The following is a 16,175-nucleotide window of genomic DNA, read 5'->3' as shown; positions in this document are numbered from 1 at the left end:
GCCTTTTTCTCGGAGTGGGATTCAACCACGATCACCGGGGGTCCACTCATGTGAAAAAAAAGGGAAGGCCTGTGTGACGGGCAAAGATCCTTGGTGTCAGGGCTGTTGATGAACCATAAAGTGGATGATGGGAACGAAACGATCCTTTCGTTCTTCCATTGTCTCCATCGTAAAATATGGCTTGAGGGGACGGGGATAGTGGGGCGGCTCCGATCTCTTGCAAAGAGCGCAAAGGCTCTCCATCGTCCCACCATCCCGACCTGATTTCCTACAATATAGCTAATCAACACGCCTGCCTTGGTGTTTTTGGTAAGAGATCGGGGAGGGTCACACAGGCCCGCCCCCTCGGCAAGGGTTTTACGACACCTCCGAGGTCATTCCTTGAAATCGCGCAGATCTTGTGCACCAGGGGGAAGTGAGTCTTCATCCACCGTGTGAGGATGTTTTGTCACCCGGGTTTTGTGTTGATTTTTAATGGCGGACAAGGAGCCCTCAAGGTCCGGTCCGTCTAACCTCTGGGTATCGGGTTTAGGCTTGCCCGTTTTCTTTGCATCCATCTGGAATCCCTCCTTGAAGGAAAGGATTTCCTGATGCAGGGGTTCTATGCATGATTCTCAAAAAACTCAGAGAAGGAGATCGAATGAGCATCAAGGAACTGACGACAGAAGTGGAATGGCGCCGGGCATATCCGGTCATGAAGGAACTTCGGACCCATCTGGAGCTGGAGTCTTTTCTCCATCTGGTACAAGAGATGAGGAGGGAGGGTTACCGTCTATTCGCCCTGGAAGAAGCCGGGGAAATCCTGGCCGTGACGGGTGTGACGATTCGGGCCACTCTCTACTATGGAAAGCATCTGTTCGTTCATGATCTGGTGACTCGCTCGGACCAGCGGTCCCAGGGCTGTGGGGAACGTCTGCTTACTTATGTGGAAGATTGGGGTCGCAGTCAAGGATGCGGATCGGTGGCACTCACCTCCGGCCTGGCCCGCCGGGATGCCCACCGATTCTATGAGGAGCGGATGGGGTATGACCGGGTCAGCCATGTGTTTCGAAAAATGCTTTGATTCCGCTCCATGATTTTGTGGAATCATGGATGGAGAGTTTTCCAATTACGCGATTTAATTATCAACTGTGGTGGTGGATTACATACAAAAGATGGTCTATCATGGCACGTGGCTTCTGCAGAAGCACGTGTCTTTTGTGTGATCTACCCCTCTGCGAACATTGTGTGGAAAACCACAGATGGGCTAGGATGGTGGGATTTGATTCGCCTTTGCGCTCTTTGCAAGAGATCGGAGCCGCCCCACCATCCAGCCCCCCCTTGCTGAAAAACAGGATCAAGGTTGCTTAGAGGGGCATTAGTGAGGGAAATGTAACCCTTGCCTGTCCGGGGAGGAGCGGAAGAGGTACAATAAGGAAGAGTGTGGATCGAGAAAGGAGAATTCCGTTGTCGGGATTTGAGAAGTTGAAAGAGTGGACAGAAGGGATTCCATCAGTGAATGTCGAGGAAGAGCAGAAAGCCAGGGAGCATATCGATCAGCTGACGAAGCCCCAGGGTGCACTGGGAGAGCTGGAGACGATTCTAGTACGACTGGCAGGGATTACAGGTCAAGCCCAGCCTTCCATCGAGAATAAGGGGGTGGTGGTCTTCTGCGGGGATCACGGGGTGACTGCAGAGGGAGTCAGTGCTTATCCGGTAGAAGTGACTGGACTCATGATGCAGAATTTCAGCTGGGGCAAGGCGGCGGTTCACGTGTGGGCCCGTCGTTTCGGAGCCCGAGTGATCGTGGTGGATGTGGGTAGCCGCTTGGAAGGTGTGCCCGATGGAGTGATCGAGCGGAAGGTGCGTCGGGGAACGGTCAATATGACCCAAGGGCCTGCGATGAGCCAGGAAGAGGCTTTGAAATCCATACATATCGGCTTGGAAACCGCCGAAGGCTTGAAGAAAGAAGGAATGCAACTGGTAGCCACAGGAGAGATGGGGATCGGTAATACCACTGCTGCCGCTGCGGTGGCCAGCGTTTTGACTGGGGAGTCGGTGGAGCGGGTGACCGGTCGAGGGACGGGTCTGGATGATACCGGTCTGAAGCGAAAGCAAGAAGTGATCCGCCGCAGTCTGGAGGTGAATCGTCCAGATCCAAGGGATCCCCTGGATGTCTTGGCTAAGGTAGGGGGACTGGAAGTGGGGGCGATGGCGGGTTTGATGCTGGGAGCGGCCCGCCAACGCCTGCCGGTGGTGTTGGACGGGGTGATCTCCACTGTAGCTGCTTTGGTGGCTATTCGGATAGCTCCACAAGTACAGCCCTATCTGTTTGCCTCCCATCTGTCGGTGGAACCTGCCCACGGTCTATTGCTGGAAGAGCTGGGTCTGCAACCGCTGATCACTGCCGGGATGCGGCTGGGAGAAGGAAGCGGCGCGGTACTCGCTTTTCCCCTGTTTGATGCGGCTGTGACGGCGGCTCAGGAGATGGCCACCTTTTCCGAGTTGGGATTGTGAAAAATGGAGTGAGGGGGGAGGCGGGAAAGTTCGACGTTCACCCCTCGAACACTTTTCCAGGTGGAGTGTCTTTTTATTAGGGAGGAGAGGAAGTGATGTGATGGACGGACTAGAACGCTACGGTCACGGAGGGGATCGGTGGACTGCCGGGGAGCGGTTTGGCAAAGAGCCGGACTCCTTTCTGGATTTCAGTGCCAATATCAATCCTCTCGGCCCGCCGCCTAGCGTGGTGGAGTCCTTGCAAAAAGCGGTGTCGGAGACGGAGCTGCCGTTGATCTCCCGGTATCCTGACCCCGCCTGTCGACGGCTGACCCATCTGCTGGCCCAGCGGTTACAGGTGAGGCCAGAGGAAGTCTTGGTTGGAAATGGCGGCGCGGAGTTGATCCACAACATTTATTCCGCGGCTGCTCCCCGGCGAGTGGGGGTGATCCATCCCTCCTTCACTGAATACGAACAGGCGGCTCGCAAACGGGGTCTGCAGATCTCCCCGTTGCAGACCGATTGGAAAAGAGGGTTTCTCCCTGGGCGGGAAGAGCTGTTGGACTGGATTCGGGAGGTGGATCTGGCTTGGGTGGGCTATCCCAATAATCCCTCAGGCACCCTGTTATCGCTGGAGGATCTGGCTACTGCCGCCGAAGAAGCCGCTCGGTGGAAAACGGTGTTGGCGGTGGATGAGGCCTTCCTCGATTTTCTGATGGAGTCGGGGGAGATCAGCCTGCTTCCGCAGTTGCGGAAGTTTCCGACGACGATCTTGTTTCGGTCTATGACCAAATTTTATGCATTGCCAGGGTTGCGGTTGGGCTATGCTGTGGCCTCTGAGGAGTGGATCCACCGATTGCGGCGCTGGCAGACCCCTTGGAGTGTGAATGGTCTGGCTCAGCTGGCGGGGGAGGCAGCACTTCAGGACCGGGAATTTGAGGAGAAAACCTGGGCCTGGCTAGCGAGGGAACGCCCTTTTTTGCTAGAGGGACTTCGTTTGTTCCCGCAGGTAGAGGTGCTCCCGGGAAAGGTTAATTACTTTTTGCTCCGTTTGGAGGGATCCCTGGCGGGGGCGGAATCGCCGTCCCTTTGGTTGCAGGGAGAATTGGGGAAGCGGGGAATCATGATCCGGGATGCCTCCACTTTCCCTGGGTTGGACGGTTGCTATGTCCGGGTGGCCCTGCGCAGTCGGGAGGAGAATCAGCAGTTGTTGACTGCTTTGGCGGAGATCCTTTCCTCTCCAGGGAGGGCCCCGCGATGATCCGGCTGGTGACAGGGGGCGTACGTTCCGGGAAGAGTCGTTTTGCCGAGGATTTGGCAAAAGAAATGGGCCAGCGGGTTCTGTATGTGGCCACAGGGGTCGTGACTGATAAAGAAATGCAGGCGCGGGTGCAACGTCACCGGGAACGTCGGCCGAGGGAATGGGGACTGGTGGAGGAGCCGTTGCATCTGACCCAGGCTCTCAGCAAGGGGCCAGAAAGGGATGGAATCCTGGTGGACTGCCTTTCCACCTGGGTGGCCAATCGTCTGATGCAACTTCCAGAAGAAGATGGCGAAGAAAGGCGGGACGCGGTGGTAAAAGAAATGGAAGAGGAGATGGAGAGAGTTTTGGAAGTGTTGAAGGAAGGAGAGGCGGTGCTGGTTACCTCTGAAACAGGTCTGGGTGGAGTGGCGATGACTCCCTTGGGCCGGCTTTTCCAGGATACACTGGGAAGTATCAATCAACAGACGGCGCGACGGGCGGAGGAAGTCTGGATGGTGGTGTCCGGGGTGCCCTGGAAGGTGAAGGGATGAACGCTTTTTTTACAGCTCTCTCCTTTCTGACCCGCATTCCTGTACCGCGGGGGTCTCATCCGGGTGGGTGGTCTCGCAGTGTCCGTTATTATCCCGTCGTGGGCCTGGTGATCGGCGGTGTGCTGGCGGGTTTCGATCTGGCGGTGGCGTCTTGGTTTCCTGCCGGGGTGCGAGGCGTGTTGCTCCTTGGACTCTGGGTCTGGCTGACTGGGGGTCTACATCTGGACGGGTGGATGGACGTGGCGGACGGATTCGGTTCTTACCGCTCACGGGAACGCACCCTGGAAATTATGAAAGACAGCCGGGTGGGTGCCATGGGAGTGATCGCTGCGATCCTCCTCTTATTGCTAAAGGCGTCGGTACTAGCTTCGACTCCCGATCCACTGTGGATTCCTCTGTTGATGGCTCCAATGTTTGGACGGTGGGCGCTATTGCTTGCGATCCGCTTTTTTCCTTACCTGACCCAGGATGGGATCGGAAAGGGCTTGCGAGAGGGACTTACTCTGATCTCCCTAGCGGGAGCCACGCTGTTGACTCTCTTGGTGGCCGTGGGGATCGCTGGATTCCAGGGATTGTGGTTTTTTGTGATCCCGCTGGTGTGGGTTCTCCTCTGGGCCCGACTGGCCTGGAAACGGCTGGGAGGATGGACAGGAGATCTTTATGGAGCTTTGGTGGAGGCAACAGAGGCAGGAATTCTTTTGCTGTGGTTATTGCTGACGGGGGTGTCGAGTTGATTTTAGTCTGGCTTCGCCATGGGGAAACCCAGGCTAACCGGGAGCGGCGTTATTGTGGCTGGTCAGATCCGGCTCTGAATCAGGTGGGTAGAGAACAAGCGGAAGAGGCGGCGGAAGCCTTGTCCGGCCTGCAGGTCCGACGGATCTGGACCAGTGACCTGCTCCGCTGCCGTCAGACAGCAGAGCCGTTGCTGACCCAATTTCCCGAAGCGGAGGTGGAACCGACCTCCCATTTGCGGGAGCTTTCCTTTGGCGAGTGGGAGGGTTTCACCTATGATGAAATCCACGCCCAGGCTCCAGAGCAGTTACAGCGTTGGCTGGCTCATCCACACCGGGTTTCCCCACCAGGAGGAGAAACAGGGGCTGAGATGGAGTCCCGGTTGCAACGTTGGTTGGACCGCATCCCCTTGGAATTGGGCTCTGGGGATGTGACGGTGGCCGTCAGCCACGGGGGGCCGATTCGTTGGTTTATCTCCCACCATTTGGAGGGGGATCCCAGCAGGTTCTGGGAGCGTTCCCTCCCCCACGGCGGCATCCTGGCGGTCACCTGGGAACCGCCGAAGTGGCGGGAGGTTTTCCTAAGGGAACTGAAGAAAAAAAGGGGAACCGAAGAAAGGGGGAAAAGAGATGAAGGCGGTCAGGCGCCATCTGTTTAACGAAGGGAATCTGTTTCTTCATATCGAAGATAGCCATCTCAGCCTTTCCTCTACCACACCGCTGGCAGTGCTCTCCAGCGCCTCCGTGGGAGGGGGGAGGGGATGCTGGCGAACCCTGGTAAATCGCCATGTGGATAAGGATTATCGGGAAGGGGACCCAGTGGAGGAGACCCGCGGTTGGTTGGTGGCTAATGGATATGACCCGGAACAGACGCCCACCCTGCTGACCGCCGCCCGGATGGAGAACGCCTCCGTGATTCAAATGGGGGATCCCCTGGTACAGGTGGCAGCCATCGTGACCGCCGGTGTCAGCAATGCAGCGAGGATGGGATGGCCGGGTCCAGTTTTCATGGATCATCCAGACCCAGGGACGATCAATATCCTCCTGGTAGTGGATGGCGAATTGACAGAGGGAGCGCTGGTGAATACGGTGATCACCGTTACCGAGGCGAAAGCAGCGGCGCTTCAAGAACTGGATGTAAGGGACGGGGAGGGGCGGTCTGCCACGGGGACCACGACGGATGCGGTGATGATTGCTTCCACCCAACGGAGAAGAGAGAAATACGTACATGCCTATGCCGGAGCGGTCAGTCCTCTGGGACAGGTCGTGGGGCAGGCAGTTCGGGAAGCGATTCGAGAAACGGTGCTTCGGGAGCGTCAGCGGAGATGATCCCGGCGCTCATTTTACTGTTGGCTTGCGTCGTGGACCGTTGGGTGGGGGACCCGCGACATTTTCCTCATCCGGTGGTAGGGATGGGATGGGGGATCACCCAGGTGGAAAGAATCCTGCGCCGGGGAATGGCGGAACTTCGGGAAGGGTGGCGAATCCGCCTGCTGGGTTGTCTCCTGCCCTTGGTGGTAGTGGGAACGGTCTATGGGGTCTCTTATTTTCTATTGGCTACAGTGGAATCTTTCTCCTGGTGGGCGGCCCGCGTATTGGAGGTGTGGCTGATCTCCACCACGATCGCTGTCAAGGGGTTAGCGGAGGCAGGTCGAGAGATTCTTCACGCATTGGAAGCAGGGGATTTGCCGGGGGCCCGCAGAGCACTCTCCTTCGTGGTCGGACGAGATACCGACCATTTAGAGGAACCGGAAGTGGTGCGGGGAGCGGTGGAGACGGTAGCAGAAAATATCGTGGACGCTGTCACATCGCCTCTTTTCTTTGCTGCTTTGGGTGGGGCGCCGTTGGCATTGGCCTACCGGGCGGTCAACACCCTGGACTCCATGGTGGGATACAAGGATGAACGGTACCGGGATCTGGGCTGGGCTTCTGCTCGGCTGGACGACCTGGCCAACTGGGTGCCGGCCCGCCTCACGATTCCACCTGTGCTATTAGCCCTCGCCCTGACAGGTCACTCCCCCCGACAAGCCTGGCACATGTGGCGACGGGATGCCTCAAAGCACCCCAGTCCCAACAGTGGCATCACAGAGTCCTTGCTGGCAGGGGGGTTGGGGATTCAGCTGGGAGGGGAGAACCGATATCGTGGAGTGCTCTCCCACATAGCTACCCTGGGGGATCCCTTGTATCCAAAGAAGCCGCGCCACATCCAGGAGACAGCCCGGGTATTGATTCTTAGCAGTTGGCTGTTTGCAGGAGCAGCTGCCCTGTTCTGCTACATAGTAAGTTGAGTGATGGCAATTGGAAACAGCGAAAATGTTTGGAGGCGCTGTAACAATTGGTGGATAAGATCTGAAGTAAATAGAAATATATGGTGTACCGACTTTGGGAATCGTAGTTTGTTTTGGATGAGGAGGGGAAGAAAAGGCGGAATGAAAGGACAAGTGGGGCAGATCCCCGCTTTTTTTGAACTGAAATGTAAAGTTATCTTTACAACCGTGTGAATATATAGTATCCTTTTTTGTAAAGTGACCTTTACACTTAAGGAGACGATAATGGTTACTAACTTAGTTCGAGAGATCCGTAAAAAACGGGGGATAACTCAAGATCAATTGGCGAAGGAGCTACAGGTGACACGGCAAACAATAATTGCCATCGAACGAAACCGATATAATCCCAGCTTAGAATTAGCCTTAAAGTTTGCTAACTATTTCGGTCAGCCGGTAGAGGAAATTTTTCATTTGACCGAGGAGAACGAATAATATGGATCCTCCTTTGAGTCTTTTTGTTTTAATCATTGGTGTTGCGCTGATCACTTTTTTTGTGAAACAGAGAAAGATGAAGAAATCTCAATTGCCTGAAGTGGACGAACGGGTGATTCAGTTGTTTCAAGTTTTTGCGTTGCGAATCATTACGGTGAGTGCAATCATCGGTGTTGTTATTCTGGCAATTTATACGATGATGGGCCATGAATCAGTTCCGATAGATTATATTTGGCTGTACTTATTAATTACTATGTTGTGCCTTAGTTTTATGGCTATATTCATCAAAAAGAGATAAGAAAGGAGGAGTTCCTTCCCTCTAAGAAGTACGGAGAGGGTGGAGAACTTTTTTTGCACACAGCTAAAAAACTAGGAAGGAATTGAGTTGAGTAAGAGTTAGAGAGGGAAAGATTTAAGGCGAAGACGATGATAAGCTGAGATAAAGGTAAAGGGTAGTAGTCATTGTAAGAGAATCTGATCTTGCTTCAGGTGGAGAGAGTGAAGGGGAATTCGTAAACCCATCTTGGAGGTGCATGATATGAACAGGAATCCGTTGGTCACTCCTGAATGGTTAGTTGAACATCTACAGGATTCCGGGCTGGTGGTGGTGGACTGCCGGTTCGACTTGGCCCGCCCAGAAGCCGGGGAAGAGGCGTATCGAAAGGGTCATATACCAGGGGCGCTGTATTTGCACCTGGAACAGGATTTATCCGCTCCCGTGGGGACTCATGGGGGACGTCACCCTCTACCTGATGAGGAGCGATTGGCGGAGCGACTGGGAGCCTTGGGGATCGATCACCGCCGGACCGTCATCGCCTATGATGACCAAGGAGGGATGATGGCAGCCCGCCTCTGGTGGATGTTGCGATATCTCGGGCATGGGGAAGTGTTCGTCCTTAACGGCGGCTATGGGGCGTGGACCGAGTTGGGGTATCCCGTGAGTGACGAAGTCCCCCGGCGGGAACCCACACGCTTTGTCCCACATCGGCAAGAACAGTTTCAGGTCGGAATGGAGGAAGTGAAAGCGTGGAAGGGTCTGTTGATCGACTCCCGTGAACCCGCCCGTTATGAAGGGAAAACGGAACCGATCGATGCCCAGGCGGGTCACATCCCAGGTGCGGTCAACCGTTTCTGGAAGGAGAATTTGGGGAAGGATGGGCGTTGGAAAACTCCTGCCGAGTTGAAAAAAGAGTGGGCCTTCGCCTCGGGGAAGCAGCCTATCGTCTATTGTGGTTCCGGTGTCACCGCCTGTGCCAACCTGCTGGCTCTCTACGCCGCCGGCATCCCGGAGGCACGCCTCTACGCCGGCAGCTGGAGTGACTGGATCAGCTATGAGCAGAATCCGGTGGCGACGGGGCCCACTTCGTAAGATTCTTGAGTGGTCCGTTACTTCTCTGAGAGTGGACATCAATTCGTGGATTAGCGCAGGGTTTTCCGGCTAAAATGGGAGGCCTGAACTGTATCAAAAGAGGATTGAATCTGGGAAGGGGGGGTGTGATATACTGTTTTTGGGTCGAAGTTTTTAAAAAGGAGCTGTTTGATGGTGAATCTGGTTACACTGAACAATGGTTTGAAAATGCCCCAACTCGGCTTCGGCGTTTGGCAAGTGGAAGACGAGCAAGTGACCGCAGCCGTGGCCAAAGCACTGGAAGTGGGCTATACCTCCATCGATACGGCCATGATTTATAAAAATGAGACCGGTGTCGGCAAGGCGATCAAAGAATCCGGTATTCCCCGGGAAAACCTCTTTGTCACGACGAAGGTTTGGAACAGCGATCAAGGTTATGAGAATACCTTGAAGGCATATGATGAAAGCTTAAATCGTCTGGGAATCGACTATGCGGACCTGTATTTGATCCACTGGCCGACTCCCCAATATGATGAATATGTGGATACATATAAAGCGATGGAAAAGCTTTATAAAGAGGGTCGGGTGAAAGCGATCGGGGTTTGTAACTTTGAAGTGGAGCATTTGCAGCGGCTGCTGGATGAGTGTGAGGTCAAGCCGGTGCTCAACCAGGTGGAATGTCATCCCTACTTGGCGCAAAAGGAGTTGAAGAAGTTTTGTGCTGAGCACGATATCTTTGTAGAGGCGTGGAGCCCGCTGGATCAGGGGGGCGAGGTGCTTCAAGACGAAGAGATTCAAAAGATCGCCGCCGCCCATGGCAAAACCAATGCCCAGGTGATTTTGCGTTGGCATCTGCAAAACAACACGATTGTCATTCCGAAGTCGGTGACACCCTCCCGGATCGAAGAAAACTTTAATGTCTTCGATTTTGAGCTGACCGCAACGGAAATGAAGGCGATCGATGCTCTCGACCGCAACGCTCGCAGAGGTGCGCATCCCAATGAAATGAACAAGCGCTAACTCCTTATTAAAAAGGTCCGTTCCCAACCGGGACGGTCCTTTTGTTGTGGCAAAGAGGTTATTATCCATCCGTCTCTCTTGATTATCATCTAAGGAATCTTCAACTTCATCTGGATGGTTCTTCGTTATTTTAACGAGACTTCCCCTCACCAGATTAGGATTTCTGCGAGACCAAGTCATTCCATGTGAAACCCCACCCTTCCTCCGATGCTTCCTCCCCGCTTTTGAGAGGGATCTTGCTTTTCAAAACCGGAGGGGACCGTCTTTCCTTAAACGCGAATTACCAGACACACTCTAGATTTTTGACAGACACTGGGATAATCTCTGTAAAGCTTCTTCGACAATCGCGCGTGGACAGCCAAGATTCATTCGAGCAAACCCTTCGCCGTCGGCAATAAAATCATTGCCACTTTCGAGAGCGAGCCTTCCTTCATGAATAAGGAGCTTTTGTAATTGATGATGGCTTAATCCAACCGCCCTAAAATCGAGCCAGGCGAGATAGGTGGCCTCTGGATGGATCAGGGTAACGTTGGGCAGAGAGGTGTTTATAAAGTTACGAACCAGATCAATATTTTTCTCGATATAGGCAGTTAACTGATCAAGCCAATCATCACAACGTGTATAGGCAGCGATGAGCGCGGGAACCGCAAACACATTGGGTGAGGTAATGGAATGAGTGGCCAGCTGTTTTTGCAGTCGTGCGCGAAGATCAGCGTTTGGGATCACGGTATAAGATGATTTTAAGCCGCCAAAATTAAATGCTTTGTTCGGTGAGACACATATCAGACAATGATCCGCAATCGAATGGGACAGGCTGGCAAAAGAAGTCGGTTGATGGCCATATAAACAGAGGTCTTTATGAATTTCATCGGATACGATCAATACATCGTTTTCCAAACAAATCCGGCCCACCTCTAATAACTCCTCTGCTGTCCAGACGCGGCCGGTCGGGTTGTGCGGATTGCAGAATATCATTAATTTGACCGCGGGATCCTTAGCCTTTGCCTCTAAATCATTCAAGTCTAATGTATACCGACCATTTTCTAGCATCAATGGATTGGTGACCAATTCACATCGATGCCGTTCAACAGCACGTTGAAAAGGTTGATAACCTGGCGTTTGGACGATAACTTTGTCACCCGGTTGACAAAACGCTTGAACGATATAGTGGAGTGTGCTGACGGTGCCATGTGTGAGTGTAATCCAATCTTTTTCGATGGTCCATTGATGACGACGTAAATTCCAATCCGTAATTGCCTGGTAATACGTATCCGGGACATAGGTGTACCCATAAATACGCTGGTCCACTACCGCTTGCATTGCCTCTATAACCGGTGGTGGGCAGGCAAAATCCATATCAGCGATCCACATTGGGAGTATATCAGTAGTTTGAAATTCCTTGATCAGGATATCCTTGGACCATTTACGCGCATTGGTTTTCGAACGGTCAATCAGTTCATCAAAATTATAGTTCATTGGCTTGGGCCGCCTTTCTTTCCATACGGTTCTTGCGCATCTTTTTAAATAGAATAACGAGGATCAGATTGATCACAATGCCGATGATTAATACGAGATAATAGGTAAAAGGAGGTTTGACAATCCCGACAATAGGATCAAGAATACCCGCCCCTGGCGCGATTCTGGTGATATGAGCCATTGCACCTAAAGCACCGGTAAGCGCACCTGCAATCATCTGGGCACTGATGACAGGGATCGGATCATTGACTGCGTACGGGATGGCCGGTTCCGTGATGCCGAAAAGCCCAACGATGCCGGCGGATTTTCCATTTGCGATTTCATCGGTTTTAAAAAGCTTTGGAGCGATGAATGTCGCGATTCCCAGGGCGGCAGGGGGAATCACCGTTACTAAAGCAACCGTACCAAACAAGTAGGCATTCCCTTCCGGAATTAATCCTAAGGCGAACAGGTAAGCGGTTTTGTTAATGGGTCCGCCCATATCAAAGGCAATCATCATACCGATTACTGCGCAGATCACTGCCAGACTGGAAGAAGGAATAGAACTTAAAAAGTGCGTAAGTCCCAGCATCAGCCCAGAAATGACCGGTCCGACGACATAAAAAACGACAATCGAGATCAGTAAAGTGGTGACGGCAGGTATAATTAAGAACGACATTAATGGATGGAGAGACTTTGGCAATTTTAGTCGCTTAAAGTATTTGACAAAGTAACCGACGAGTAGGCCGACCAAGATAGCTCCTAAAAATCCAGCGCCGCCTTTTGTGCCAAGTATATCCGCCTGATTAGCGAGCCACGCGCCGATCATGGCCGGTGCCAGAGCGGGTTTATCGGCAATTGAATAAGCGGTATAGCCGGCGAGGATCGGGATCATTAAGGCAAAGCCAATCACGCCGACTTGCTCAAGTAAATAGGGAAAAGACCCCGGTACGGTTTTGCCCCCGCCAACCAATGCCGCTGATATCGCCATTAAGATCCCAGCTGCGGTGACAAAAGGAATCATGAAGGAAACGCCATTCATTAAATGTTGGAAGACCCCTGAGATTCCCCTTTTTCCCGTATCTGAAGAGGGGTCGGTTTGTTGGCCGTCACCTGTCGCATGATAAACTGGAACATCCTGCTGAAGCCGATCCAAGATGTTTGCGACGTTTTTTAAAACATCGGATACGTCGACAATTAAAACCCTTTTACCGTCAAAACGTTTCATATCATCCGCTGACACTCCCCGGCCAGTGGCGACGATGACAAAATCGGCTTGAGCGATATCTTCTTTTGTTAACTCATTTTCGATCCCGATGGATCCTTGTGTTTCTACTTTAATCGTATCTCCCCGTTTTGAAGCCTCCGTTTGCAAGGCCTCTGCCGACATATAGGTGTGGGCGATCCCCGCCGGACAGTTCGTGATGGCAACCAGATTTCTTCCCATGATGGTCTCCCCTTGTCTTGTTTTGTCGTGGTCTATGCCCTTTGAAACAATGCCGCTATTTCTCGCTTGGTGGTACTATTCATTAATCTGTCACGAAAGTCATCATGGATTAAGCGCCGCGAGATTTGTGAGAGTAGCTTCAGATGTTCAGTCCCCGCCTCCTGTTCCGGCACGGCTAATGCGATCGCAACATGAACGAACTGATCATCTAAAGCCTTCCAATCAATACCATCCGTAAATTTCACAACAAAAACCGCTGGTTTAACCACTTCTTTAATCTTTGCGTGTGGAATCGCAAAGCCGTTTCCAAAACCGGTTGTGGCTTCCTTTTCTCGTTGCCATAAGCCTGTGAAGTAGGCTTTTTTACTTGTAACAACCCCCGCCTGTTCCGCGAATTCCGCAATATTTTTCAATGCATTTTTTTTATTGCGGGCCTCGATGTTCAGAAAAATATGGTCTTCAGATAGTTCCATGGTCCATTTCCTCCCTTTTTCTGTGTGCCAATCAGTAAGAGTCCAACCCAAGTGACAGGTAGGGATGAACCCATGATTTAACCAGTTGAATGGTGGATCAGTTGATAAATGTGATGCGGATCCTGTGCTTTCTTCAGCGCCTGAAGGAGATCCGTATTTTCAAAAATACGATACAGTTCCCTCAGTGCAAGTCGAAAGTCGATGCTGCCTGTCGTTTTTACTGCAATAAGAAAAATGAGTGAAACATCTTCAGACCCCCAATCTACTGGGTGTTTGCTTGTATAGATCACAAGGTGCGGCTTATGAATATAGGTTTCCGTACCGTGTGGAATTGCAATGCCATTCCCGACTGAAGTGGGGGCACGCGCCTCCCGCTCAAAAACGGAATCCTCATAGTCCGGATCGACAAAAGCCCTGGTATGAAGGGCTTCACAAATAAAATGTAGAATCTCCCGTTTGTTACGAGTTTTCTCTTGAGCAAAGATTAAATCAGGATCCAGCATTTGCGATAATATGGAAGGTGCCTGGGTGTCGATCGATCGTCGTTCATTAGGCTTGTTTTTTAACCCGAAAATGGTTTGATTGATTTTAACGATGTCTTGTTCATCTAAAATCGGTGAAACGGTTACAATGGGTTTTTGTTCAGATTCCATGGGCACTGTCGTAATAATAAAATCGATTTCCCTCAAATCGATTTTTCCCAACTGGGTTAAAGGAATGACATCGACAACTTGTATTTCAGGGATACGATTTTTCATTCGGTTTGCTAAAAATTGCGATGTGCCAATCCCATCGTAACAAACAATCACCACCCGTTTAGGTTGATCGTAAATCCGACGTTCAATGGCTGCCAAAAAGTGCAGGGTAATGAATCCAACTTCATCCTCATTTAATTGGACATGAAATTGGTTTTCTATAAAAATCGAAATCAACCAAGTCATACCGAAAATAGAGTGGTAACGCGATTTAATGGCCATGAGCATGGGATTATTTAAATTCAATCCAATTTTCAAGCGTTGCAACATCGGCTCTATATGCAATTTCAAGCCATTTTGTAACTCAGTATCCTCGCGTAAGTCGATCTCCATCACTTTCGAAAAAGCATCAATCATCTCTCGAATGGTTTGATGGATGGTAAGCGAATTCAGTTCCACTTCACTTGTAAGATATCTGTTCCGTTCGCTGCAATGGAAGAGATAAAGCGCGAGGTACTTCGCTTCAGCTGCTGTGATGGAATAGTTAAAGATACGATGGATGTTACGGATTAGTTGTCCTGCGATATTCTCAACCTTTGGTTCAACAGATTGTTGTTCCAGAAAGGAAAAATCGGCATGTCGATCTTGCATGACCCGTTTAATTAAAATCAACATATGCGTGACAACGTTTTGATAGTAAAGATCGTTGATAGCGAGGTTATTTTCCCGTTCAATGTCGTTAATGAGTTGTAGAACGCCCGCGACCATTTCAGTTGAAAAAAATTCACTTAGACGCTGCTTGGTGGTGGTGTCCAAACGGTCCCTTTTTTTTGAAAGAGGCTGGGTTTGTTGAAGATCCAGTATGGTTGCAATAAATGCGGCAATGGCTTGTCGTCGGTTTCTTTCAAGCCCCTCGACGTAAACCCCTTGATGGTTGCGGACCAACTTTAGATGATAGTTCAGCAAATTTTGCCCAATTTTGTCCATATCCTTTGCGATTGCTGTTTTGCTTACAAAATATTCCTCCGCAAATTTCTGCATGGATAGAGGATGATTTTGATGGAGTAACCGAAGTGCGATCCGTTTTTGGCGCTCTTCGGTTGAATATGGATCAAAAGTCTCCGGCTTCATATTGACTCGGCTTAAGATATTCAAGCGGTCTTGACGATCGACGATCAATTTTGTGCCAACACCCGGTTTGCGATCTAATTTAAACCCCATGGATTGTACAATGTGCTCGATTTCCTGTAAATCGCTATAGATGGTACGCTCAGAATAACCCAACGCATCCGCATAATATTTGGCTCTTTTGTAATCGGTTTCATTTAAAAGTAAAAGGATTAATTTTTTTTGGCGACGATTCACAGCCGTTGCACCCCCTTTTTAGGCATCTGTGTTACTCGTTTATTATGACACATCAGGCGGCGAGGCATTATTTCATTTGTTTGCAAGAATATCGTTGCAAAAGGTTTTTGTCAGGGCTGTTGGTGAACCCTAAAGTGGATGATGAGAACGAAAGGATCCTTTCGCTCTTCCCATTGCCCCCGTTGTAAAATATCGCTTGAGGGGACGGGGATGGTGGGCCGGTGAAGAGCCTTTGCGCTCTTTGCAAGAGATCGTAGCCGTCCCACCATCCCGACCTGATTTCCTACCTAAAGTACGGCTAATCAACACGCCTGGTTTTTGCCGGTCGGAAGCAGTAATTGGTATAATCTGCGCATAAAAGGCTTCCCCTAGAAGCATTGCGTGGTGCTTAGCCCCCAACAGAGAGGGAGTATGGGGATGGAGTTTTCTTGGCCTGATCATGGCTGGGATCGTTGCCGAGGCCATGGGGAGATTCTGCCCATAAGTGAAATAAAAAAAGCCGGGGAAAGACCGGCTCTTTGGTCTTGACCCCGTCAAGTAGACAATGAAAAAAAGAACGGTTATGCGGCGACTTTTTCCCGATGCTCTACAGGGGAAAGGTCGCCCAATTTTT

General features: G+C 51.3%; 17 protein-coding genes. 12 read left to right on the top strand and 5 right to left on the bottom strand.

The window, feature by feature from the left end:
* Positions 1 to 374: 374 nt before the first annotated feature.
* Positions 375 to 557 (bottom strand): hypothetical protein, encoded by a 183-nt coding sequence (locus JOD24_RS12445; protein WP_380164314.1) that lies wholly within the window; start codon positions 555 to 557, stop codon positions 375 to 377.
* A gap of 83 nt (positions 558 to 640) precedes the next feature.
* Between JOD24_RS12445 and JOD24_RS12440 the strand changes: the two genes are divergently transcribed.
* From JOD24_RS12440 to JOD24_RS12385, 12 genes are all read left to right on the top strand, one after another.
* A complete protein-coding gene (locus JOD24_RS12440) occupies positions 641 to 1,063 on the top strand; it encodes a GNAT family N-acetyltransferase (RefSeq protein ID WP_429247006.1) in 423 nt (140 codons plus the stop codon).
* Between the two features lie 383 nt (positions 1,064 to 1,446).
* The gene (gene cobT, locus JOD24_RS12435) at positions 1,447 to 2,496 is read left to right on the top strand and encodes a nicotinate-nucleotide--dimethylbenzimidazole phosphoribosyltransferase (protein ID WP_380164310.1); all 1,050 of its coding nucleotides are present in this window, start codon (positions 1,447 to 1,449) and stop codon (positions 2,494 to 2,496) included.
* A 100-nt stretch (positions 2,497 to 2,596) separates the two neighbouring features.
* On the top strand, positions 2,597 to 3,736 hold the full coding sequence (gene cobD / locus JOD24_RS12430) for a threonine-phosphate decarboxylase CobD (RefSeq protein WP_380164606.1): 1,140 nt from the start codon (positions 2,597 to 2,599) through the stop codon (positions 3,734 to 3,736).
* Positions 3,733 to 4,269, top strand: a complete 537-nt coding sequence (gene cobU, locus JOD24_RS12425; RefSeq protein WP_380164308.1) for a bifunctional adenosylcobinamide kinase/adenosylcobinamide-phosphate guanylyltransferase — start codon at positions 3,733 to 3,735, stop codon at positions 4,267 to 4,269. The genes cobD and cobU overlap by 4 nt, the downstream gene beginning before the upstream one ends.
* On the top strand, positions 4,266 to 5,003 hold the full coding sequence (cobS, locus tag JOD24_RS12420) for an adenosylcobinamide-GDP ribazoletransferase (RefSeq protein WP_380164306.1): 738 nt from the start codon (positions 4,266 to 4,268) through the stop codon (positions 5,001 to 5,003). Before cobU ends, cobS begins: the two co-directional genes overlap by 4 nt.
* Positions 5,000 to 5,659: a histidine phosphatase family protein gene (locus tag JOD24_RS12415; RefSeq protein WP_380164304.1), complete on the top strand. Its 660-nt coding sequence runs from the start codon at positions 5,000 to 5,002 to the stop codon at positions 5,657 to 5,659. Before cobS ends, JOD24_RS12415 begins: the two co-directional genes overlap by 4 nt.
* Positions 5,631 to 6,329: an adenosylcobinamide amidohydrolase gene (locus tag JOD24_RS12410; RefSeq protein WP_429247005.1), complete on the top strand. Its 699-nt coding sequence runs from the start codon at positions 5,631 to 5,633 to the stop codon at positions 6,327 to 6,329. Before JOD24_RS12415 ends, JOD24_RS12410 begins: the two co-directional genes overlap by 29 nt.
* Positions 6,326 to 7,288, top strand: a complete 963-nt coding sequence (gene cbiB, locus JOD24_RS12405) for an adenosylcobinamide-phosphate synthase CbiB (protein ID WP_380164300.1) — start codon at positions 6,326 to 6,328, stop codon at positions 7,286 to 7,288. The genes JOD24_RS12410 and cbiB overlap by 4 nt, the downstream gene beginning before the upstream one ends.
* Before the next feature lie 264 nt (positions 7,289 to 7,552).
* Positions 7,553 to 7,759 carry a helix-turn-helix transcriptional regulator gene (locus JOD24_RS12400; RefSeq protein WP_380164298.1) on the top strand — a complete coding sequence of 69 codons (207 nt, stop codon included), beginning with the start codon at positions 7,553 to 7,555 and terminating at the stop codon, positions 7,757 to 7,759.
* Between the two features lies 1 nt (position 7,760).
* On the top strand, positions 7,761 to 8,057 hold the full coding sequence (locus JOD24_RS12395) for a hypothetical protein (RefSeq protein WP_380164296.1): 297 nt from the start codon (positions 7,761 to 7,763) through the stop codon (positions 8,055 to 8,057).
* 240 nt (positions 8,058 to 8,297) lie between these two features.
* Positions 8,298 to 9,128, top strand: a complete 831-nt coding sequence (locus JOD24_RS12390; RefSeq protein WP_380164294.1) for a sulfurtransferase — start codon at positions 8,298 to 8,300, stop codon at positions 9,126 to 9,128.
* Between the two features lie 174 nt (positions 9,129 to 9,302).
* Positions 9,303 to 10,127: an aldo/keto reductase gene (locus tag JOD24_RS12385; protein WP_380164604.1), complete on the top strand. Its 825-nt coding sequence runs from the start codon at positions 9,303 to 9,305 to the stop codon at positions 10,125 to 10,127.
* 294 nt (positions 10,128 to 10,421) lie between these two features.
* On the opposite strand, the gene JOD24_RS12380 is transcribed toward JOD24_RS12385, so the two are convergent.
* The 4 genes from JOD24_RS12380 to JOD24_RS12365 form a co-directional block, all read right to left on the bottom strand.
* Positions 10,422 to 11,603, bottom strand: coding sequence for a MalY/PatB family protein (locus JOD24_RS12380; protein ID WP_380164292.1), 1,182 nt, complete (start codon positions 11,601 to 11,603; stop codon positions 10,422 to 10,424).
* Positions 11,593 to 13,029, bottom strand: a complete 1,437-nt coding sequence (locus tag JOD24_RS12375) for a fructose-specific PTS transporter subunit EIIC (protein ID WP_429247004.1) — start codon at positions 13,027 to 13,029, stop codon at positions 11,593 to 11,595. The genes JOD24_RS12380 and JOD24_RS12375 overlap by 11 nt, the downstream gene beginning before the upstream one ends.
* A gap of 32 nt (positions 13,030 to 13,061) precedes the next feature.
* A complete protein-coding gene (locus JOD24_RS12370; RefSeq protein ID WP_380164288.1) occupies positions 13,062 to 13,502 on the bottom strand; it encodes a PTS sugar transporter subunit IIA in 441 nt (146 codons plus the stop codon).
* A gap of 77 nt (positions 13,503 to 13,579) precedes the next feature.
* A complete protein-coding gene (locus JOD24_RS12365) occupies positions 13,580 to 15,562 on the bottom strand; it encodes a BglG family transcription antiterminator (protein WP_380164286.1) in 1,983 nt (660 codons plus the stop codon).
* Between the last annotated feature and the right edge of the window lie 613 nt (positions 15,563 to 16,175).

The organism is Kroppenstedtia sanguinis (assembly GCF_050433445.1).
GTDB classification, from domain to species: domain Bacteria; phylum Bacillota; class Bacilli; order Thermoactinomycetales; family DSM-45169; genus Kroppenstedtia; species Kroppenstedtia sanguinis.
This window is presented reverse-complemented; position numbering and strand designations above follow the sequence as displayed.

What these genes read in the sequence shown, in the direction of transcription:
- JOD24_RS12440 (WP_429247006.1), top strand. Translation starts at nt 641, where the DNA reads ATGAGCATCAAGGAACTGACGACAGAAGTGGAATGGCGCCGGGCATAT.
- JOD24_RS12395 (WP_380164296.1), top strand. Translation starts at nt 7,761, where the DNA reads ATGGATCCTCCTTTGAGTCTTTTTGTTTTAATCATTGGTGTTGCGCTG.
- JOD24_RS12400 (WP_380164298.1), top strand. Translation starts at nt 7,553, where the DNA reads ATGGTTACTAACTTAGTTCGAGAGATCCGTAAAAAACGGGGGATAACT.
- JOD24_RS12380 (WP_380164292.1), bottom strand. Translation starts at nt 11,603, where the DNA reads ATGAACTATAATTTTGATGAACTGATTGACCGTTCGAAAACCAATGCG.
- JOD24_RS12375 (WP_429247004.1), bottom strand. Translation starts at nt 13,029, where the DNA reads ATGGGAAGAAATCTGGTTGCCATCACGAACTGTCCGGCGGGGATCGCC.
- JOD24_RS12445 (WP_380164314.1), bottom strand. Translation starts at nt 557, where the DNA reads ATGGATGCAAAGAAAACGGGCAAGCCTAAACCCGATACCCAGAGGTTA.
- JOD24_RS12370 (WP_380164288.1), bottom strand. Translation starts at nt 13,502, where the DNA reads ATGGAACTATCTGAAGACCATATTTTTCTGAACATCGAGGCCCGCAAT.
- cobD (WP_380164606.1), top strand. Translation starts at nt 2,597, where the DNA reads ATGGACGGACTAGAACGCTACGGTCACGGAGGGGATCGGTGGACTGCC.
- JOD24_RS12410 (WP_429247005.1), top strand. Translation starts at nt 5,631, where the DNA reads ATGAAGGCGGTCAGGCGCCATCTGTTTAACGAAGGGAATCTGTTTCTT.
- JOD24_RS12390 (WP_380164294.1), top strand. Translation starts at nt 8,298, where the DNA reads ATGAACAGGAATCCGTTGGTCACTCCTGAATGGTTAGTTGAACATCTA.
- cobS (WP_380164306.1), top strand. Translation starts at nt 4,266, where the DNA reads ATGAACGCTTTTTTTACAGCTCTCTCCTTTCTGACCCGCATTCCTGTA.
- cbiB (WP_380164300.1), top strand. Translation starts at nt 6,326, where the DNA reads ATGATCCCGGCGCTCATTTTACTGTTGGCTTGCGTCGTGGACCGTTGG.
- cobU (WP_380164308.1), top strand. Translation starts at nt 3,733, where the DNA reads ATGATCCGGCTGGTGACAGGGGGCGTACGTTCCGGGAAGAGTCGTTTT.